General features: G+C 60.1%; 11 protein-coding genes and 1 pseudogene. 7 read left to right on the top strand and 5 right to left on the bottom strand.

Going from position 1 to position 20,413, the window contains the following annotated elements:
* Nucleotides 1-192 precede the first annotated feature (192 nt).
* From RVF83_RS18435 to RVF83_RS18420, 4 genes are all read left to right on the top strand, one after another.
* A complete protein-coding gene (locus tag RVF83_RS18435; protein WP_341261968.1) occupies nucleotides 193-1,290 on the top strand; it encodes an AAA family ATPase in 1,098 nt (365 codons plus the stop codon).
* Entirely contained in the window at nucleotides 1,278-1,997 is a 720-nt protein-coding gene (locus tag RVF83_RS18430) for an AAA family ATPase (protein WP_341261967.1), read from the top strand. The genes RVF83_RS18435 and RVF83_RS18430 overlap by 13 nt, the downstream gene beginning before the upstream one ends.
* Nucleotides 1,994-3,301: a 5-methylcytosine restriction system specificity protein McrC gene (locus RVF83_RS18425; protein ID WP_005195038.1), complete on the top strand. Its 1,308-nt coding sequence runs from the start codon at nucleotides 1,994-1,996 to the stop codon at nucleotides 3,299-3,301. The genes RVF83_RS18430 and RVF83_RS18425 overlap by 4 nt, the downstream gene beginning before the upstream one ends.
* A gap of 247 nt (nucleotides 3,302-3,548) precedes the next feature.
* Nucleotides 3,549-6,458: an ATP-dependent DNA helicase gene (locus RVF83_RS18420; protein WP_005195039.1), complete on the top strand. Its 2,910-nt coding sequence runs from the start codon at nucleotides 3,549-3,551 to the stop codon at nucleotides 6,456-6,458.
* Nucleotides 6,459-6,523: 65 nt separating this feature from the next.
* Here the strand turns inward: RVF83_RS18420 and RVF83_RS18415 are convergent, their stop codons facing one another.
* From RVF83_RS18415 to RVF83_RS18400, 4 genes are all read right to left on the bottom strand, one after another.
* Nucleotides 6,524-9,127, bottom strand: coding sequence for a DEAD/DEAH box helicase (locus RVF83_RS18415; protein ID WP_005195040.1), 2,604 nt, complete (start codon nucleotides 9,125-9,127; stop codon nucleotides 6,524-6,526).
* The gene (locus tag RVF83_RS18410) at nucleotides 9,124-11,247 is read right to left on the bottom strand and encodes a site-specific DNA-methyltransferase (RefSeq protein ID WP_005195041.1); all 2,124 of its coding nucleotides are present in this window, start codon (nucleotides 11,245-11,247) and stop codon (nucleotides 9,124-9,126) included. Before RVF83_RS18410 ends, RVF83_RS18415 begins: the two co-directional genes overlap by 4 nt.
* 174 nt (nucleotides 11,248-11,421) lie before the next feature.
* A complete protein-coding gene (locus RVF83_RS18405; RefSeq protein WP_005195042.1) occupies nucleotides 11,422-12,954 on the bottom strand; it encodes an AAA family ATPase in 1,533 nt (510 codons plus the stop codon).
* The gene (locus tag RVF83_RS18400) at nucleotides 12,951-15,683 is read right to left on the bottom strand and encodes a hypothetical protein (RefSeq protein WP_005195043.1); all 2,733 of its coding nucleotides are present in this window, start codon (nucleotides 15,681-15,683) and stop codon (nucleotides 12,951-12,953) included. Before RVF83_RS18400 ends, RVF83_RS18405 begins: the two co-directional genes overlap by 4 nt.
* Nucleotides 15,684-15,943: 260 nt before the next feature.
* On the opposite strand from RVF83_RS18400, the gene RVF83_RS18395 reads away from it, so the two are divergent.
* Together RVF83_RS18395 and RVF83_RS18390 are read left to right on the top strand one after the other, a co-directional pair.
* Entirely contained in the window at nucleotides 15,944-17,806 is a 1,863-nt protein-coding gene (locus tag RVF83_RS18395) for a DUF2075 domain-containing protein (protein WP_039879928.1), read from the top strand.
* The gene (locus RVF83_RS18390) at nucleotides 17,803-18,288 is read left to right on the top strand and encodes a hypothetical protein (protein WP_005195045.1); all 486 of its coding nucleotides are present in this window, start codon (nucleotides 17,803-17,805) and stop codon (nucleotides 18,286-18,288) included. Before RVF83_RS18395 ends, RVF83_RS18390 begins: the two co-directional genes overlap by 4 nt.
* A 41-nt stretch (nucleotides 18,289-18,329) precedes the next feature.
* Here RVF83_RS18390 and RVF83_RS23760 read toward each other — a convergent pair.
* Nucleotides 18,330-18,572, bottom strand: a pseudogene (locus tag RVF83_RS23760) (transposase); the annotation flags it as partial.
* A 163-nt stretch (nucleotides 18,573-18,735) separates the two neighbouring features.
* On the opposite strand from RVF83_RS23760, the gene RVF83_RS18385 reads away from it, so the two are divergent.
* Nucleotides 18,736-19,880 (top strand): IS3 family transposase gene (locus RVF83_RS18385; protein ID WP_099047927.1). Its coding sequence is split into 2 segments (ribosomal slippage): nucleotides 18,736-19,003 and nucleotides 19,003-19,880, totalling 1,146 coding nucleotides; the frame shifts between segments, so codons are not numbered across the junction.
* Nucleotides 19,881-20,413 lie beyond the last annotated feature (533 nt).

The following is a 20,413-nucleotide window of genomic DNA, read 5'->3' as shown; positions in this document are numbered from 1 at the left end:
CACGCCAAAACTCAGCTGAGGTTCGTCACGATGGAGGCGAACCGTGCGGACGTCCGAGCGACCGGGCAGTTTCGTCCGTACGGACGATTTTGGCGGTGCTAAAGCTAGTGGGACCGCGAACGCGCCAGGTGGTCGGCACGAAACAGCAAGCGGACTGTTGACTGCATCGCTAGGGGAACGTAGAGATAGCCTATGGATCCTTACGGCAACCCGAGAGTACAGCCGGTCTATGACACCACCAGTCTGTGGAAAGCGCGGTGCCTATTTGGTGGTAACTCTCTGCTATTCCCTGACCGCGCAGCGTGGAGTCTTTCCAACCTTGCGGAGCTCGACCAAGTCTTCAACCATCAGCCGCTGGTAGGCAGCGGCTCGTTCGTCGACAAACTGGACGAGCAGCTCGCAAACTCCGAGTCGGACGTGAGAGTCACAGCGGCCGAGGTACTTTGGTTGTATTATCTGGTACCGCATACGAGCGTCGTTGGTTGGTCCCGCAAGCGTTCAACGATCGAACGGATCCTCGGCGAGAACCTTCCGGAGGGCGGCGTCGTTGAGGCGCTTAGGAGAGGCCCATGGCGACCGGGGCAGAACTACCTCCAACGCCCGGACCTCCACGTCGGGTATTTGATAGATTTCGCGCACCGTGCGAAGCAGCTTGACCTGGACGAGCTTGAGAAGATCACCGCGGACCCCGAAAAACTTACGAAGTTTGCGGACTCAACCGACCGTAGCCTCGGCGCAGCGCGCAATATGCTGTTGCACTTCTTGATTCCGACTGAATACGTCTCGGTCGCGGCGGGGAATCACAGGCGTCAACTAATATCGACCTTCTCGGAATTTGTGGCAGACCAAGGCGCGCACCCCGACGAGCAGCTACGCAAGGTTGTTAGAAACCTCGAGGAGAAGGGGATTATTGGCCCGGCTGGTCGCGTAGAGTTCTACAGCCCACCGCTCCTCGCCGTCTGGCGGCCTACCGACGACGACAACGTCGGCGAGCTGGAGGCACTGAGGTGGAAGAAGAATCTCTGTTTGTATGGGCCTCCAGGCACCGGAAAGTCCTATACGGCGAAGAAGATCGCCGAATCGCTTATTCGCCGCGAAGCGCTGGTGCGGTGGGGGGCTCATACCTACTTTAGTAATGCCACAACCGTTGACAAGATTGTCGGAACCAACATCCACGAACTGCAGTTGCACCCGGGGTGGGACTACTCCAATTTTGTCGTCGGACTAAATCTGCAAGACGGTAAGACCACTTGGAAGAGGGGGAGATCTTCACCGTCTTGGACAAGCTGAAGAATCAGGTGCTCCCTGTCGGCTGCGATCCGCTGCCGATCGTGCTGATACTTGACGAGATTAACCGGACGGATCTCTCAGCGATGCTTGGTGAGCTCTTCAGCCTTCTCGAACGTGATAAGCGGGGTGAGACCCGTAGGCTGCCATCGCATGGTGAGCAGGGTATCGGCGAAATTTCGTTACCCGCCGATCTCTACCTGATCGGCACGATGAACGACATCGACCAGTCAGTCGAGTCGCTGGACTTCGCTCTGCGGCGCAGATTTCTTTGGCGCGCGGTCGGATTCGACAAAGAGTCTCTCGCCGAGATCGTGATGCATCGCTGGAACGCGGAACACGGAAATGTAAGTAAGGTTGTATCCAGGACTACATATGCTGAATTGGAGGAGGAGATTACGGCACTAGGTGAGTGTGCGAGTAACTTGAATGCAGAGATATCGAAGATCCGCGGTTTAGGTACCGAGTTTGAGATCGGTCATACGTATTTCGCCGAAATTACTGAGTTCTTAATACTTTGGCTGGGAACACTTAACAAGAAACCGAATTCCGGCACCTACCTGTGGACGCCGAAGAATGAGCCACGCCCTTCATTGAGAGGTTTATGGAACTTGAGTCTCCGGCCGTTGTTAGAGCAGTACTTGGCCAGTGTCGAAGATCGGGACCAGGAGATGGAACGCCTCGAGAGAGCGTTCCTCACCAGGCCATGACTCAGAGAATCATCGAATTCCTCGATCTCGACGGACCGAGGACCGTCCTAACCGCCGAAGACGACATGTGGCTTGCCGACCTTGCAAAGGTGGCACACCCGGACGCTTTCGTAGTGCCATTCGCTCACCGCCACCCGGACGAGATTCCAGGATCGGTTATCGAACGGTTCGGTTCGGGTTGGCGTGCTGGCCGCTACATCGGGCAACTCCGAAGAGGTAATCGGGTCCTCACGATCAACCCACGATTGGGAATCGACACGATCGGTAGGTGGATGACTGGGGTCACGGGCGTCGTTGCGATCAAGCAGACGGCATCGCTGGGGGAGTCGCCCGATCTGCTGGTTGCGCCTGTTATAGCAAGGCTGTGGGCTAACTCGGTTACTCAGTCGTCGCAGCACGGTCTGCCGACGTTTCGACGCGAAGTCGATGCCTCCGGGACGACAGTCAAAGGGCGTATCAACGGGAAGCGCACGGCTGGTTTCGCGGCCCGCGGTGTCGCGTCGGTTGCCTGGACGGAGCGTCAAAAGTCGTTGGATAACTCCGTAAGCCGGTCGATCGTGGCTGCGGATAATGTGCTGGGCGGTCTTCTCGATTCGTGGGCACCCGACTGGAGAGGGCCCCGGGTGGAGGAAATCGTGATGCGTTTGCGCCACAGCACCGGCAATCGCCCTCGTCTACCAAAACGACGCCAGCTAGATAGTGTGCGATACACGCCGATCCGCCTGCCCTTCAAGCAAACAGCTGAACTATCTTGGCGTATAGCTCATTTCGGAGGCATTCAGAACACTCCCGCGGGAGACAGCATCGAAGGCATGCTGATCGACGTTGCAGAACTATGGGAGCTATTCGTCCTCGCCTGCGCACGGGAGGCCTTCGCGAGCGAGACGGTGGCACACGGCAACCTCGGAGGTGACAAGTCGTATTTCTTGCGATCGACTCGAAACGGTACGTTCGGCCTCGGCCGGTTGCTCCCAGACATAACCGTCGGTCCAGCCAGCAGCCCATTGGCTATCATCGATGCGAAATACAAGCGATTGACGAACGACCGGCGAGATCCCGATCGAGGGGACCTTTACCAGCTAGCTGCCTACCTAGCGACAAACTCGAAGGCAGGGCTCCCACCACCTCTTGGGCTTCTCGCTTATCCAGCAACATCTGAGATGGATCTAGACGTTCGAGCAGAGGCCCTCGGACCGTGGAAGACATCGCAGGGCAACATCGTGCATTTCATGCGGCTACCGACAGAGCAGACCCTCTGTGCGGCAGCGTTGAGGGCAATCGTCGGTCCGTTCTCTCGGGGATAAGGCTCCCCCGGTCGGTAGAAACCGTGATGGCTGGATGGTTAGTTCCGCTAGGAGGATGGTGTTCGCACGTCACCAAAGCGTCGGTCGTCTTCGGCCGTGCGTGGGGAATGGCAGCCGAGAGACCGTCGCGAGGATCATTGCCAGGCGCGCGTCGTGAGGGATCGCTCTTACAGTTCTCGCGTCCTTACCGTCAGCGAAGAACCTGAGGCCGATACGATGACCCAGGGGCGACGAGGAGGCTGATGACGTGAAGTTCAAGTGGGTGTCTCCCTCGCAGCCGCCACGTCCCGTCCCGAAGCCGTTCGTCGCAACTCCAACACCGGCGAGATCGGCACGCGGTGTCGCGCCGCCCCCGGCTTCCGTCAAACCCGGAGCTCGGGTAGGCCCGGTCACGGCTGGCCCGACAGCAAGCACAGCAGATATTCCGAAACTTGAAGGTGATGCGGCGAAAGCGGTGGCGCACCGTGGGAGCCACATCCAGATCATCGCGGCGGCCGGCTCCGGCAAGACGGAGGTCGTATCGCAGCGGGTGGCTTCCCTCCTTGCTGACGGCGAGCCCCCAGAGTCGATTGTCGCGTTCACGTTTACGGAAAAGGCGGCCGCGGAGCTGAAGGACCGCATTCGGGAGCGGGTGACAGCCCGAATGGGTGCTGCTGCAACTGATCAACTCGGGCGTCTGTTCGTCGGCACGATTCACGCGTACTGCTTTCGCATGCTGCAGACCTACGTCCCGCGATACGAGACCTACACGCCGCTCGATGCGAACCAGCTGACCAACTTCCTGTATCAACAGAATCGTCTGATCGGAATCAAGGACCTCGCGCCAACCGACGGCACGTTCAAGAACATCGACAGGTTCCAGCGGGGCATCGACGTCATCGAGAACGAGCTGATCGACGTTGCCACGCTCCCGGCGGGCGGCTTCAAGGACGCCGTGCTGGCGTACTACGCCGCTCTCGACCGCTACCAGTTCATGTCGTTCGGGACCCAGATTGTGCGGGCTGTCGAGGCACTCGCCGACCCAACGGTGCATTCCGCGGTCAGCGCCCCACTGCGGCACTTGATCGTCGACGAGTACCAGGACGTCAACCCAGCTCAAGAACGGCTCGTCGAACTGCTCGCGAAGCCAAACGGCAACGCTGACGTTGTGGTGGTCGGTGATGACGACCAAGCGATCTACCAGTGGCGCGGTTCATCCGTGCAGAACATAGTCACCTTCGCCGACAGGTATCCGAACGTGGCTCAGTTCAAGCTCCTCACCAACCGTCGTTCGCGGCCAGGCATCGTCGAGGTCGCGAACCTTTTCGCGCAGACAATCTCCGACCGGATAGAAAAGCAAATGCTCCCGCACCGAATGGCGGACGGCCCGAGTGTCGCGTTCGTTCGCGACCCAGGAGACGAGACCGACGCCGCGAGCGAGATCGCGCGGCAGATCCGCGACTTTCACTCGGGCGGACTCGCATATCGCGACATTGCGATTCTCGTGCGGGGTCGGTCGTCGTACCCGGCGATCATGGACGCCCTCGAGAAGGCCGGAATCCCTGTACAGGCAGGCGGACGATCAGGCCTGTTCGCGCAGCCGGAGCCTCGAGTGTTCGGCGAGACGTACGCCTGGATCGGGGATATCGGCTGGCGGCCGGCACAGTACGCGCAGTCAGAGATCATCACGCTGGAACGATTGCTCGACAACTACACCACGACGTTCGGCCTGTCTGTCAATCAGCGGTCGGCGCTGTCGGTCCACCTCGAGGTGTGGAAGAAGAAAGCCTGTGACAGCGACTTCAACGAGAGTCTCGTTCGTGACTTTTATGGCCTGATGGAGTTGCTCGGTGTGAATGCGTGGGATCTCTCCGACGAGACGACGCGCAACCGCCTCGGGACAATTGCGCGCTTCACGACGGTTCTCGCCGACTACGAGGGCGTCAGCTGGCGAGCGCGCAAAGACCCGAACACTCCGGGGGAACAGGTCGGTGGCCGAAGCGGCGGGCTGTGGTTCTACAAGAACCTCGCGATTCTGCTCACCAACTATGCAGTGGGAAGCTATGACGACTTCGCTGGCGAGGAAGGGCACCTGGACGACGGTGTCGCACTCGGCACTGTGCACGGGTCGAAGGGTCTCGAATGGCCGGTCGTGTTCTTGCCGTCTCTCGTGAAGACCCGCTTTCCATCGAGCCGCAACGGCCGCGCGCAAGACTTCCCCCAAGATTTGCTCGGTCGCTTCGACCGGCAACGGTACGAAGGCACCGACGACGACGAGCGGCGCCTGTTCTACGTCGCGATCACGCGCGCTCGCGACGCGGTACTTCTGTCCAGTTTTTCGTTGACAGGAGCCGGCAAGAATCGCAACGCCTCTCCGTACTATGACGAGGTTGCAAACGCCTACGCCAAGGCCGGCGTCCCGACGTCGGTGACTGGCAAGGGAACTGCGTCGGAGACCGACCTCACGATCACGTATAGCGAACTCGCACTGTACGACACGTGCCCGCGCAGCTACTTACTCAAGAACGAGCTCGGGTTCATGCCGACGATTCAGCAGGAACTCGGTTACGGCAACGCCGTGCACCACACGATGCGCGTTCTAGCGGAGCGTACACAGGCGACTGGCGTGGTGCCGACACGACAGCAGATAGACCAGCTGCTCAACTCTGAATTCTTCCTTCCTTACGCGAACAAGGCCGGCCACAAGCAAATGCGTGACAAGGCGCGCCAACTTGTGATGAGGTACGTCAGCGAGTACTCGTCAGACCTGTTACGTACCTGGGCGACCGAGCGACCGTTCGAGCTTTACCTGGATGGCGCAGTGATCTCGGGCCGCGCCGACGTCATCTACGACAACGAGGACGGCAAGATCGGGCGTCTCGCGATCGTTGATTACAAGACGTCCACGGGTGGGCAGATCGACCCTCTCCAGTTGCAGATCTACACCGAAGCGGGACGTCGAGAAGGCCTCGACGTCAGCGCCGCGTTCATTCAGGATCTCGGAACCGAGAAGCGATACGACGTCCAGGTCGACGCGAACTCGATCGGCAAAGCCGAAGAACTGATCATCGCTACAGCGGACAGCCTGCGCCGCCGCGAGTTTGAGCCGAAACCAGACCGACAAAAGTGCAGGCAGTGCGACGTGCGCAACGTCTGCTCGGCCGCCGCGAAATCGTGATCATCTGCTGAATACCTTCGAGTTTCGTTCCGCAGCGGCACAACAGCCCAGACTGAGACTCAGCGCTAAACCTTGTTATCGGCATAGTAGTTGCTAGCCAGCTGGGAGCTGTAAAACCAATCGACAGAACGGCCGCCGGCCTTGATGGTCGCGCGCACGTCATCGTCCTGCAGGTCCAGCATCTTCATCACGCCACCGACTTTGCTCAGTGCTTCGATTCGATGAAACGCGGACCCGTGCTCCTCGGCGAACGTTGCTAGGGCCTGAAGCTTGACCAATGAGTCATCGAGGTAGTGACCGTGAGGGTCGATGATCGAGGCCTTCGCTTCGCCATCAATATCGTGAAAGAAGACGAAGTCCGGGTGCATCGATCGCCAATTTCCCGTCGTCTCATCGCGATACGCGATCCCGAGTGAGTCGGCCGTCTGACGCGGAGGATTTCGATACCAGCCAAGAGCACCATCGCGCGCGATCTCGTGCTTGACGATCTCGGCTTCCCACTCGTTCAACTTCGTGATCGGCGCGTCGCCGTTCTCGTCCGACATGAGGTGCAACTTGACCAACTCGGCGCGGAGGAGCTGTTTATCTTCGTTCTCCTCGACGTAGTCTTCGATGCGGGTTCGTGGTCTACCGAGGGGTTCGATTTGAGGCGTCGCTGCGAGAGCGTTGATGTCGCGGTATTCCTGCCGACGATCGTCTGGCAATTTCAGGATGGCGTCGTCGTGTTCGTCAAACAAATCGGCCGCGATCTGATCGGACTTCTTGTCGACCGCTTCCCGTATCTCCGGCACGCAGGCGAGAGCTGCGGTTCGAACGAATGCTTCGCGTAGCGCGTCGTCGCTGTCATCTTCGGTCGTCAGGTGGTCGACGTAGCCGTGCGCGATATCGGCGCCAAACGCTTTGCGAGCGTCCTCGAACGCAGCGCGAATGGCCCGTTCGTCCGCCACCTCGACGATGTCGGCGTATTCAACGCTCTTGGCACCGAACTTCGCCGAGATCTCCTGCAGCCGCACAGCTAAGACTTCAGCAATCGCCGCCTCTACTTTGCTTCGATACGACACAGCCGCCTCATCGAGCAACGCATGGACCTGGCTAGACACCTCGGCCAGCGCTCCGTGCCGCACACCATCGGTTGATAGGGAAAGTGCGAGAGTAGCAAGTCGTTTCACGGGAGACGTCCCACGCTGCGGGATCGTCATCGACGGTAGGTTGTCCCACACGCGCCAAACCGTCTCCGGGACCGACTTGTTTGGCGTCATAAGGCACTCGTCGCGGACTATCCTCCTGGTAGGTTCGGGGACACCGTCGATCTGGGCGGTCAGCAGCCTTACTACATCACCGGCGGTCTTTCGGTCGAAGAACGGCAACAGGCAGTCGACCGAGTTAAGTTCGTCGTCGCCCGGAACTCGGCGGGCGAGGGGTGTGCGCACCATCCGGCCTAGCAACTGCTGGATGTGGTCGTGATCTTTCGCAGGACGAAATGACACCAATACCTCGGCACGGGGACAGTCCCATCCAGTGGAGATTGCGTCCTTTGCGATGAGTACTCGGACGTCGGGGCGATCTTCGACCAGTTGCGGCTCAATCCAATGGACTTGGTGAGCCCCGAATGTCTGCATCGCGTGCTTGTCAAAGACGTGTCGGATCGAAGATGAGCCTAGCTCGGGCATGACGTCGAAGATGACGTCGAGTGCCTCACCGATCTTATCGTGATCTGGTGTGTTGGGAGCCTGTAGGACCATCAAAGGCTTGACGACGTCGGGCAATCCCTGCGTCTCGCAGTAGATCTGCCACCGCTCGGACGAGTGTCTGAGCTTCCTCGCGCCACGACGAACCAAAACCATGTCGATGGCTTGCGCCTCAGCTGGAATGTCGACCTTGACGACATCCTTGACGAGTCCCGACTCCTGCACCTGGAAACCGTCTACCTGTACCGGAGGAAGGTAGCGGCGGTCGCCCGAGACATCCGCGTCGTCCATCGCCTCCCGGAAATCGCCAATTGTGGCAGAGATTCCCCAGACAATTGGTACCGGCGGATACCCTGCATGCCCATTGATCAGCTTTTGGACGATCGTGGACTTGTCTCTTGTTGCTTTAGTACCGAACCCTCGGTGCGCCTCGTCCACAATCAGATACAGAGTCAGGTCCGGATCATCGATAGTGTTGGCAATGGTCTGCCAAATCGTGTAGCCCTGCGTGTCCGGCTGGACGGACGGTTGCATGCCGTCCAACATGTACTCCTCCGCAACGGTCTGGTGACCACGCGTGAGAAGTGAGGACTTCGACAGCTTCTGCGTGTTGAGAAAATACACTTTCCCGGCTTCGAGCTTCGGCCGTGAGAACGGAGGCTCAATCGTTACAAGATCAGTCGAGACTACCCTGTCGGACGCCTCCATGATGCGAAAGCGTGTCTGCTCATTAAGATTTGGTTGGTCCGAGAACCAGATGACGACGGCGCCGTCGTCCGGTTCGAGGTCATAGTCGTCGTTGCCGTAGAACAACGATTCGATCACTGCCGCCGCGATGACAGTTTTTCCGGCGCCGGTGGTTGCAGACAGAGACACCGAGGTCGGGCTTGTCTCCCGCTCGTTGATCGTCTTAGCACGCTCGAGAGCCGCTAGCATGTCTTCGAGCGCTGTGCGCTGATACGGCTTCAGTGTGAACTTCAACGTGCGGCCCTCCCCGCTTCGATCTCGAAGTTGCGGAGGTAGGTGGAGTATAGGCGAATAGGTTCCACGTGTTCTGGCAGCTGTCGAACCATCGCCTCGAAGAGCCGATCCTCGTCGGTCACAATGAACGCGTGGGTTAGACCTTCCTGTGCTTCGATCGCCTTGATAAACGGCTCACTTAGATCGAGGTCCGCTAACACACCGTACGTGTCGGAAACATCCCATCCAGCCGCGATGTCGTCGATGCGCCGCCCTCGTGACCCAGCTCGAAGCCAAAGGAAGGGAGCGATCTTGGCGAATTCACGGTTGGACGCTACGCGCATCGCTGATTCGTACGTGAGGGTGAAGAACTCGACGTTCTCTTCAAAGCCTTCAGATATCGGGAACTCGTCAGTGTACTTGTAGTCGCCAACGATCCGTTCGCCAGCGGGTGTCGTCCCAGTGACACAAGCTGCGATGCGTGGCTTAGTAATATAGTCACAGATTCCCCATTGTTCCCATTTAGGGTCGCCGGGTCGAAGTCCCTTTTCGCGAAGTCCGCGCTGCTCCTCTGCGGATACCTCGTTGTTAGTTACGGAGACGCACTGGCGGGCACCACCGTCCTGCCTATTTAACCGCATAATTGCATGCGCGGTAGTTCCAGATCCTGAAAAGAAATCTAGAACAATAGCGTCCTTTTTGTGTCCGACAGCGAATCTTATGGCATCCTCAACCGCGTACAGTGACTTTGGATATGGAAATTTTCTGTCTCCGAGGAGGGTCTTGACGATTGAAGTGCCGTGTCCGGAGGTGGAATGTGACGATTGGTTCCAAACTGTGAGCGGTGACCGTAGGCTTGAGCGCATCTCCAACTCGACAGCTCCATCTGAGTCACGGCCGGTTATTAGTAGGTCGCCAGATTCGATTGCTGCCAGTTGGCCTTCCATAAGGTAGTAAGGAGTTCTTCCGCCGCCATTCTTTGAACCAAACTTAACGTAGCCCTTTCGGTAGTACTCGTTGAACTTCGGCTGACTGAGAGACCAACGGCCGTCCTTCCCGTTCTTCTGGATAGGCCAGAGGACTGACATGCCGTCCGGAATTGTCACCGACTCTATCGGGGTGCCGTCTGGTATTGGATCGCCAGCAAAGCGGAAAGCGAGGGTCTCGGAATCAAAGAAAAGGGGGTAGAACATATTGAATCGGCCAGTTGTCTGACCGGTTGATGCTAGGCGGAGGAGGCTTTTCCAGCGGATCTTCTTTCCATCCTCCGGCTCGGGTTGATTGAGCATATCCGAGTTCCATGGCGAGATTTCTCCATCACCGAAGCGGACATAGTAGATGTACTCTTCACTTCTGGAGAACTCGCCGCGTCGCGCGTTACCTTTGCGATTTATAACCGTAGTTATCATTTGTGTTCGCCCGTCGGGGTAGATCTGCTCAAGCAAGAGGCCTAGCCTCATGTATTCTTTTTCGTCGATTGTGACAATCAACATGGAGTCTGCCGGATTGAGGAGCTCTCTCGCTACGAGGAGGCGGCGCTCGATGAACGCAAGCCATTTCGAATGACGGTAGTGGTCATCGCTTTCGACATAGTCATTGTTATATTTCCAGTCCTTCGCGCCGGTATTGTAAGGCGGATCAATATAGATACAATCAACTTTTCCTCGATGGGTAAATAGGAGCGCCTGAAGGGCATGATAGTTTTCGGAGTTAATTACCGTGTGGAAAGGTTTATGTCCGCCGCGCTCAACTTTCCCCGTCGAGACTAGTCCGGGGTAGATCGGGTCTCGGAACTCTGCGACGACGACAAGGTCGTCAACGATTACGGACCACGTCTCCTCATCGTTGTCAACGGCGAGGACATCAGCCCACCGGTCTCCGTCCTCCGAGTAGACCTTCGTGACCCGGTACAGTCGCTCGTCCTCCTTTTTCGGCACGTCGCCACGCGCCGGGAGGATCCGAACCTTGTCGTTCTTCCGGACCGGCCGGCCCGGAAGCTCGACAGCCTCGGGAGTGTGTCGTTCGAAGTTCAATCCGAACGCCCGGCGGTCTGCGAGCGCATCCGTTTCGCGTCGAAGATCTTTGGCGAGTTGGGGATCAGTGTTGGCGACTTGGCGGAGGAGGTCGTTGAGGCGTGACACGTGTCGATTCTTTCCTACTGGTTCCGAGGGGCTAAGACGGGCCAGGCTAGAAGCCCGGATGCGGCCGGACAGCAACGAAGGACGGTGGGCACTGACCGCTGGCGGCCGTTCAAATCACACGCTCTAGACGGGGTCGTTTGAGTTCCAGCATTGCTTTCATCTGCCAGACGGCGCTCATCCGTGCTCCGATACGTCGATTGCACTCCGTGCGAATGTTGCAAGGATTCGTGCGTGTGTCTGCCGCGGCAGTTGACGAGTACCTGGTTCACCGAACGGTGTGCCGGGCCGGGCCGGCGCCCCGGCCAGGAGGTCATCGAGACCGGGGCGAGCCAGCATGAGGAGCCCGTGCGTCGCGCGGGTACATGCGACCGCGAGACGGCCGAACGCAGAGTTGAACGCGTCCAGCTCCGCCGCGCCGTTCAATGGGTGCACCGCGATCGTGATGCCGTTCGTCTGTCCCTGCCAAGAATCCACAGTGGAAGCGACGATGTCACGGTCGGTCAAGTTGTACCGTTCTTGAAGCCGCAGAACGACTTCGGCTGCGTCGTCGACGGATTGATTACGCGTTGCCAAAATTGTGATCATAGGATCCGAATGAGGGTCGCGCAGATTCACCGTCTCCCATCCTCCCGTAGGCCTACCTGAGACGTCCCGGTCATACACCGCGGACGTCAGCGTCGGCTCGGCAGCGAGAAACTCGTCGAGTAAGGCCTCGAGGAAGGTCATTAGCGGCAAGTCGATGTCGGCTGCTTCCGCTTCGGGTAATCCGCCAACCTCGAGCAAAGTTGGCACACCCGTGCCGACTTGCCTCCAGATTTCGGCCGCGCCGTCGTCCATCGGTCCGAAATCGATCGATCGGTCGCCTGGAGCCGCGACACAGTCGAGCGAGCCCTCCCATTCGGGGTAGAAGGCGCGCCAAAGTGCGAGGTGGCCGGCCGCTGGGCGCCACACCGTTGGGAGTTCACGCGACCACGTGCGGGCATCGTCGTCGTACTCGGTCGGCCACGCGCGGTATGGGTTATAGGCCGGGTCGCCACGCCACGGGTTCTGCCCGATCTCGAGTGGCGGCAACTGTCCGACGTCGCCCACACCAACCCAGATCGGAGCGAGCTTAGTGATCTGATCGAACAGGTGGTGTGCGATCTGCCACGCCTCGTCGACGAACAACACGTCGAACGGGGAATCCGTGTCCGATGCCGAACCGAGGTGATCGAGGAGTCTCTTACGCTCTGAGATTGCGCCGAACCGTGCCACCGTCCCGATCACAACCTGCACGTTCAACGGCAGGTTAGTCGTTGACGTCACGACTGTTGCTGCATCGACAACCTCTTGCGGGATGTCGAGGTACGCATCCTTTCCGGCGAGTAACGCAACAGCGTCCTTCCCAAGGGACTCCGCGAGCGAGACGGCGAGCGGTCGAACTTGTTTGTTCGTAAATGCGGTTATCGCGACTCGATGACCCGGAGCGTGCTGAGTCGCCTCCACGACGAGTCGTTTAAGCGCGTACGACTTGCCCGCACCGGCCGCCGCCTTCAACAAAATCCGTTCGTTCATCGACGTGCCAGACAGCATGGAGGCGAGTTCGACACTGGCCTCGTCGGTGACGTGCTCGTTGAGTACGGCTGCGTCCTCGTGGTGCTTGGCGCTGGTCGCAACGTCAAGCGGTTCCTGGAAGTGGCTCGACTCTTCCACCTGCTGTGCGGTCATTCGACGTCATCCATGGTCTTGTGGGCAGGCGGCGTCTCCGGCACGGTTGCGTACGCGTTCCCCTCAGACGCACCGCTGGCGGCTACCTCGAACGCGTCATCGTCACGCACCGGCGGCCACGTCTCGGGGTTCAGCTCGCCTCGTGCACGTCGTTCCGCGAGCAGGTCGGAGAACTCGGCCTCGCTGATCTCGTGCGAACGGCAGCACCACCTATGGGTCGACGGATCGGACTCGTACGAGTCGAACCGGCAATCGGGCGTAGGCGCCGACGTCGTGTCGGACTTTGGCTTGCACACCGGAAGTTTGCGGTTGCCCGTGAGCTTGTCGAACCAGGCAAAGTCGGCGACAACGAGCGAGTCGCCAACTTCCAGTTGTGGTGTCGTCTGAGGGGTCCACCGCAATATTGTCGGGATGTCTGGGTCGTCCGTCGCAAGGGGGCCGATCGACAGGCCGTCGATCTTGAACTTTCCGCCGGTGGGTGCGTCGAGAGTTACGTCGGTCATCTCCACGCAGGCCATGCCGTTCCGAGTCACCATAATGATCCGCGACCCGTCAACGATCCTCCGGGAATCGACGTCGAGGACGAGCGGCGTAACAGACACGACGGTGGCAGATGCGACGAATCGATTACCGGCATCCGAGGCCATGTCGCGCGCGGTTTGCGGATTACATAAGAGGAGCAACTGAGACGCACACTTTCCGTCGCTCTCGAGCATCGGCACGAGCGAATTCCGCCAGGGACGGTAAGCACGGCCGAAGCGCACGAGGTCCGACGCGTGCAGCGTCAAGCGCCGGCGCCATACCTCTTGCGCGTCAGACTCAACCGCGCGATACGCGGCGCGCAGTGTCGACGGCTCGATAGCTCCCAGAGCGTCCAGAGCGCGTTCAATTGCCCGCGCCTTGTACTGCATCTCCTCGAGAACGAGCCTCTCGTACATCTCGGGGTCAGCCGCCTCGCCTGATCCGGACTTGCCGCGCTTTCCAACTAGAGCCTGGTGAATTGCATCGGACATCGAATTAGTTAGGCGTGCGCCCGGAGTGTGTACGGAATCTTCGATCTCGTCTGCAAACGCCCTGTGATCGATCGGCCCGGACTTCTGTGCTTCGGCCCAGCCGACCAGGTAGTCGAGACGGCCCGCATTGACCGCAGGGCCACCAGCCACGAAGTGGCGCGCGAGTACTTCGCGAGCGTCGATGATGGGACAACGAAGCGAGAACCCGCGCGAGCGGTCGTCCTCGAGAAGGAACGCAATCGCCGTGCGTTCGCCCTCCGTGATCGCTCGCGGAATGGTTGCCGGTTCCCCGTCGTAGGTGAGCGCGGGGCGGCCCTGGTGCTCGTCGTGCTTCCATCGCAAGCGGCTCAGTTCGACTCCAGCTAGGTTGTCCGCGATCGTGACAAGCACGTCGGCAGTCGCCTGGTCGGGCACCACCAGGTGCACCGAGTCGGGCTGGCCGACGCCGGCCGCCCGTTGTTGCTCGCCGATTGCGCTGTTGAGCGACTTCCCGATGATCCGCATCGCTCGACGGCGAGTATCGGACGCTTGCGGGTCGTGGAAGACAGTGAACTGCCAGTCCTTTCGTCCGCTCGCTGTAACTCGTTGCACGCCGATTCCGTGGAGGCCGATCGCTGCAGCGTCCGACTTCGCGAGGACTACGTTGATCGTGCCCGGCTTACCGGCCTGGTCGACGCGAAGCTGGCCGGAATGCTGTGCCATCCCGCTCAGCGTTGCCTTGATGTTCGCCGCCGTCGACGCGGGCACGCGACCGACATCCGTCACACCGTCGACGAGGCCGAGGGCTGCGTTTCGAAGCCGCCGGGCTATGCCCAGTTCGATAAGCAAATCGCCAGCTGCAGTCGAGCGACGTAGCTCGTCGCGGCAGTAGGTGAAGAGCGTGCAAGTCGGGCACGAGGCCGGGTCGAAGGCGGCTTGGAGGTGCTCGACATATGGCTTGACGTCTTGCCCAGCGGCATAGCAGGACTGGGCCGCTTCACGTCGGCGCTCGTCGATGCGGAGGTTGACCTCCTCGGCGTAGTCATGGAGGTTCTCGACTATCGCCTCCGGTTGGAGGAACGCGTTGCGCGGCACGGCAAGTACCCCGAAAGTGTGGACGGACATGCCGACTGGCAGCCGAGACCACGCGCGTGCGGATTCTGCGCCGACAGCCACCTGAAGGAAGCCCTTGAGCATTCGCGCGTCGTCGATTCGCGAGCGAACCCGCTCGTAATCCTTTGCATCGCCCATAACCAGCCACGACGCGGTCGGGTCGTCGATAGATGGCGCGACGACAGCGAAATCGGGCTTCACATCGGTAGCGTCGTGCTCTTCGAAGCCGACGAATGGGACCGCGAGTTGGTAGACGAGGGTCACGGACTGTTCGTTTACGGCACGCTCGTGCGCTGCGACGAGCACCTTCGCGGTGGTGTCAGGGTTGGAGTGCGCGTCGACCGTGACCACTTCCTTCGGTCGGTCGAGGTAAAGCGCACCTACAGTCCGTGTGGCGATTCGTCCGGCGAAGTCCTCGTTGCGCACCAGCCGCTCGAATGTCATCGCGCGCATCCACCGTGCCTGCGGGATCGCGCCGGAGGCGTCGTCAAACCCGACTGCAGTAGCGAGATTGCGGCGAGTCAAGCCTGTGATCAGCGGATCGGTGCCGCGGAAGCGGGCACACGCGGCGTGAGACGAGGACGCGACGGCACTCGACCCTCCGCCGACAACTTGCAACGCCATTAGTTCAATCTTTCATCTTCGAGTCTGTCCGTTCGCCCGTACGCAGAAGTTACGTCGACAGGAAGCTAACCGATCGTTACGACAATCGTGAGCATTTGCGTGTCGGGTCGGAGGGATGTCCGAACCGCCGGGTGCTCGAACCAATTCTGTCGGCGTCAGCCACTATCGTGGACACCGTCATCCGCTACGGCCCGACAGACGCGTCATCGTGACAAGGCTCCAACCCGTGCGGGAAGTTCGTCGTGTCTTCCTGGAGCCGCATGTCTCTGTTTCGAGCTTCGGTGTTGGGCGTTCGCGCCCAGATCACCGCTAACACTCTGATCCCTAAGTTGACCGAGCAACATTTCTTCGAGTACGGCTACCACGCGTCGAAGGCCGAAGTGCGCTCATGGGAGCGCAGCGTCGCAGTACTGGTCAGCGACCTCGAAGACGCCGGGTTGGACCAGGCTGAGCTACTTCTCGAGTACCGGCTGCCGCTGACTAGCAAACGTGCCGACGTCGTTGTGTGCGGTGTTCATCCGAACACCGGCGAGGCCTCTTATATCGTGGTCGAGCTAAAGCAGTGGACGACTGCGACTCGACTGGACGGTACGGAGGACGTCGTCCTCTACGACGGCGACCGCGAACGTCTACACCCGGTGGAACAGGTCAGTCGCTACTGTTCTCACATCGCGGATTTTATTGCCGCCCTGGGCGGTAGTTCAGAGCAACTCGCGGGTGTCGCTTACCTGCACAATGCGACCGATGACGGTGTTCGATCGTTGTGGGGTTACCCCGAGTCTCAGACAGGCCGAATGTTCACGGGTCAGCGGCGCAGTGAGTTGATTGACTTCCTCCGCTCGCGCATTGCCGACAAGCCCGGTGCCGATGCGGCCGACCAGTTGATGGCGTCTGCGATTCGACCGAGTAAACAGTTGATGGCTCTGGCCGCCGACGAGGTGCAACGTCGAGAGCAGTTCGTACTTCTCGACGAACAGAAGATCGCTCATTCCCTCGTGATGCGTGCCGTTCAGGCGGCCGCCCGACAGAACACGAAAGAGGTGATCGTCGTCGTCGGCGGGCCCGGCTCGGGAAAGTCGGTCATCGCGTTGAGCTTGCTCGGCGAACTCGCACGTCAGGGCCGGACTGCAGTGCATGCCACTGGGTCGTCCGCCTTCACAAAGACTCTCCGCAAGGTCGCCGGTGCTCGAGCGCCGCGAGTCCAGAAGCTTTTCACCTACTACAACAACTTCATCAACTTTGAACCGAACGATCTAGAAGTCCTCATTTGCGATGAAGCGCACCGCATTCGCGAGACCTCGACCAACCGGTTCACTCGCGCGATCAATCGCACTGGTCGCCCACAAGTCGAAGAGTTGATCGACGCGGCGCGCGTACCCGTGTTCCTGCTTGACGAGGATCAAATCGTCAAACCGTCGGAGCGCGGCAGCGTCGATGAAATCCGACGAGCGGCCGAGCGAATGGGATGCACCATAAAGACCATTCGATTGGACGGCCAGTTCCGGTGCGGTGGTAGCCAAGCGTACGACTACTGGGTTCGAAGGCTTCTTGAACTCAAACCAGGCGGACCGATTCCGTGGGAGGGAGACGAGGCCTTCGACGTGGCAGTCGACGAGGCGCCATCCGTAGTTGAGAGTCGACTTCAACAAATGCTCGACGACGGCTACTCCGCTCGTATGGTCGCCGGATACTGCTGGAAGTGGAGCACGCCTGAGAAGGGCGAACCGCTCGCGGATGACATCACGATTGGAGGTTGGCGTCGACCCTGGAACAACCCGAAGACCACGAGACACGAGGGTGCACCCAGCCGGGAACTTTGGGCCACCGATCCCGCTGGTTTCGGTCAGATCGGATGCGTCTATACCGCTCAGGGATTCGAGTACGACTACGGCGCAGTCATTTTCGGGCCAGATCTGGTCTGGCGAACGGATCGTTGGGTAGCGCAGCCCGAGAAGAGCTATGACAGGCAGGTCAAGACGGCCGACCGAGCGGCCTTCGACCGAGCCATCCGTAACACCTACAAGGTGCTTCTCACCCGAGGGATGCGCGGCATGCGGATCTACTCGACGGACGCCGAGACGCAGGACATGCTCCGTGCTCTAGTCGAAGGACCGCGGAGTTGACGCGGATTCTCACCACCTATTCGGGTGTCACGCCGGCGGTCCAGGAGAACCTTCGATTCGGAATACAGCATGGCCGCTGGGGACTTCGACGGGAGCCACAGGGCTGGACGAAAGGAATGAGCTTCGACTGGCACGTCATCGGAGCTCGTGCCAGCGGGCTGCGGCGCGGTCCACGGTGCCAGCCGGAAGAGTGGGTGACGAGTGCGGTGGACGTATATCTATTCCGGGTGTTGTCTCCGCTGAGGTGGGAGTCGAGCTGTTTCTGGCCTGACGAGACAGCGGAGTCGGTGTTGAAGTATCCGTTCCGATTCGATACCGAGTTGATCGCGCAGGCCATGCAGGTGCCGACTGCGTACGACGACCCGATGCCGAGAGAAATCTCCGATGGAATTCGTCGGGCATCGAATCCGAAGGCTGAGTCAGTGGTGTCACTGAGCGACGCCAAGTGGTCCAAGATTGTCGCGGAGATCAAGATGCGCTGACAGTAGGCGTCGTGACTTGCGCGGCGGTCAGGAGGTCGTCGAACAGTCTTGGTCCGGTGGCCGTTGAGTTGGGTGGCACGTTCCGCGGAACGCTCATAACGGGCAGATGCCGATCGTCTCGCTGGCGTCGGCCTCGATCAGTGCTTGCAGCCCGCTCGGACCAACTCGGCGGACGCCGCCTCGGCATCGGCGGTGCGGAATGCATCAAGCTGTGAGAGCAAGGCAGAATGGTCGCCGACCCGCTCAGCAACAGCTGCCCTCGCCGCGAAACCCCACCATCCCAGGGCACTTATCGTTTCTTGAAAGGCCCGAATGTGATGCCCCGTTGGCGGCCACAGAATAAATGGGTCACTTGACTGTCCTCTTGGCGTGTCCCCCGTGAACCGGTCCGGTCTGTTTTAGAGTCCTGATTGCCCTGTTGAGGGCAGAGAAGGGACGATGAGGATCATGGCAGGACGCAAGCGCCACTCGGCAGAGGACATTGTGCGCAAGTTGCGCCGGGCTGACGAGTTGGCGGCGCAGGGCAAGACCGGCGAGGAGATCGCCGCCGACCTCGAGGTGTCGGCAGCGACGTTGTACAACTGGCGCCGCCAGTACGGCGGCATGGACGGTGACGCGGCCAAGGAGCTCAAGGAGCTGCGTGAGCAGAACGGCCGGCTCAAGCGGCTGCTCGCCGATGCCGAGTTGGAGAAGGACGCGCTACGGGAGATCGCCAAGGGAAAATTCTGAGCCCAACCGCCAAACGCGCCGCCATCGACATGCTCAAAGACGTGATGAACATGTCAGAACGCAAGGCGTGCAAGGTTGTTGGGCTTGCTCGTTCAGCGTATCGTCAACTGCCGCAAGCGCACACCCCGGCTGACCCGGATGCTGGCCTGCGCCAGCAGCTACGAACCTACGCCCGTCAGAACCCACGCCACGGGTTCCGTCGGGCGTGGGCCTGGCTACGTTTCGACGAAGGCGACACCGTGAACAAGAAGAAGGTCCACCGGCTGTGGAAGGAAGAAGGATTGCAGGTGCGCCGGGCGCCGCGGCGTAAACGGGCCGGCCAGTCGTCGGTGCCGATTGTCACCGCGGACGCACCGAAAGTGGTGTGGGCATTGGACTTTCAGTTCGACTCCACTGTCGACGGACACAAGATCAAGATCGCGTCCATGGTCGATGAACACACCCGGATGTCGCTGCTCAACATTGTGGATCGCTCGATCGCCGCCGACCGGTTGATCGAGGAGTTGAAGAAGACCTTCGCGATCTGGGGTGGCCCACCGAAGGTGCTGCGCATGGACAACGGCCCTGAGTTCATCTCTGAGGCCCTCCAGACGTTCTGTGCAGGGTCGGTGGGGATCTCCTACATTCCGCCTGGCACGCCGTGGAACAACGGGTTCATCGAGTCGTTCAACAACCGGTTGCGCGACGAGTGTTTGAACCGCAACTGCTGGCCCACCCTGTTGGAGGCCCGCGTGGTCATCGAAGACTTCAAAGACGACCACAACCACCGACACCGCCACTCAGCGCTGGGCTACAAGACCCCGGCCGAGTACGCTGCCCGATGCACCCACCAGCACCACCCCGTGGGCTGCGAGATCGACTGACCGACCGCAAGAAAGAACTGGCTCTAGGACCGACTGGACCGGTTATCGGGGACCTGCCACTCTGAACGATCGAATTCAAGGGTGTCCACCACGAGAAGTCTGGATAGGCACCCTGCCGGACGACAGTTACCCGCGCTAACTGTCACGGTCGCCCGCTATTGTGACTCTCGATTATGGCGAGCCGCGACGCCGCGGCCTGAGTTAGTGGGTTTTAGTGGCCAGTCGAGAGAACGACGTCGACCTCAAGGATCGCGTTGGCAGATTGATGCAGTTCCTTCGGGAGATGGTGAAGGCCCGGACACGACCGGTTCTGAAGGTTGATGACCATGAAGAACACCACTGGCTCTTCCCAGGCAGAACACCTCTTCAGGTGGATCGGGCTGCGACGGCAGGAGACGTGGTGGTGCGGGCGCCACGCGTGCATCTGGAGGATCCGCCCGAGCTCCCTCGGGACCTCCTGACCTGGGTCGACGATCCTACTGCCACCGACCGGAGCGAATCCTCGGGCCCCCAATTCCGCGAGACGGGCCAGG

The sequence above is a fragment of the Gordonia rubripertincta genome (assembly GCF_038024875.1).
In the GTDB taxonomy this organism is placed as follows: domain Bacteria; phylum Actinomycetota; class Actinomycetes; order Mycobacteriales; family Mycobacteriaceae; genus Gordonia; species Gordonia rubripertincta.
This window is presented reverse-complemented; position numbering and strand designations above follow the sequence as displayed.

Excerpts from the sequence above, each read along its gene's own strand:
- RVF83_RS18425 (WP_005195038.1), top strand. The coding sequence starts at position 1,994 with ATGACTCAGAGAATCATCGAATTCCTCGATCTCGACGGACCGAGGACC.
- RVF83_RS18405 (WP_005195042.1), bottom strand. The coding sequence starts at position 12,954 with ATGACCGCACAGCAGGTGGAAGAGTCGAGCCACTTCCAGGAACCGCTT.
- RVF83_RS18395 (WP_039879928.1), top strand. The coding sequence starts at position 15,944 with ATGTCTCTGTTTCGAGCTTCGGTGTTGGGCGTTCGCGCCCAGATCACC.
- RVF83_RS18400 (WP_005195043.1), bottom strand. The coding sequence starts at position 15,683 with ATGGCGTTGCAAGTTGTCGGCGGAGGGTCGAGTGCCGTCGCGTCCTCG.
- RVF83_RS18435 (WP_341261968.1), top strand. The coding sequence starts at position 193 with ATGGATCCTTACGGCAACCCGAGAGTACAGCCGGTCTATGACACCACC.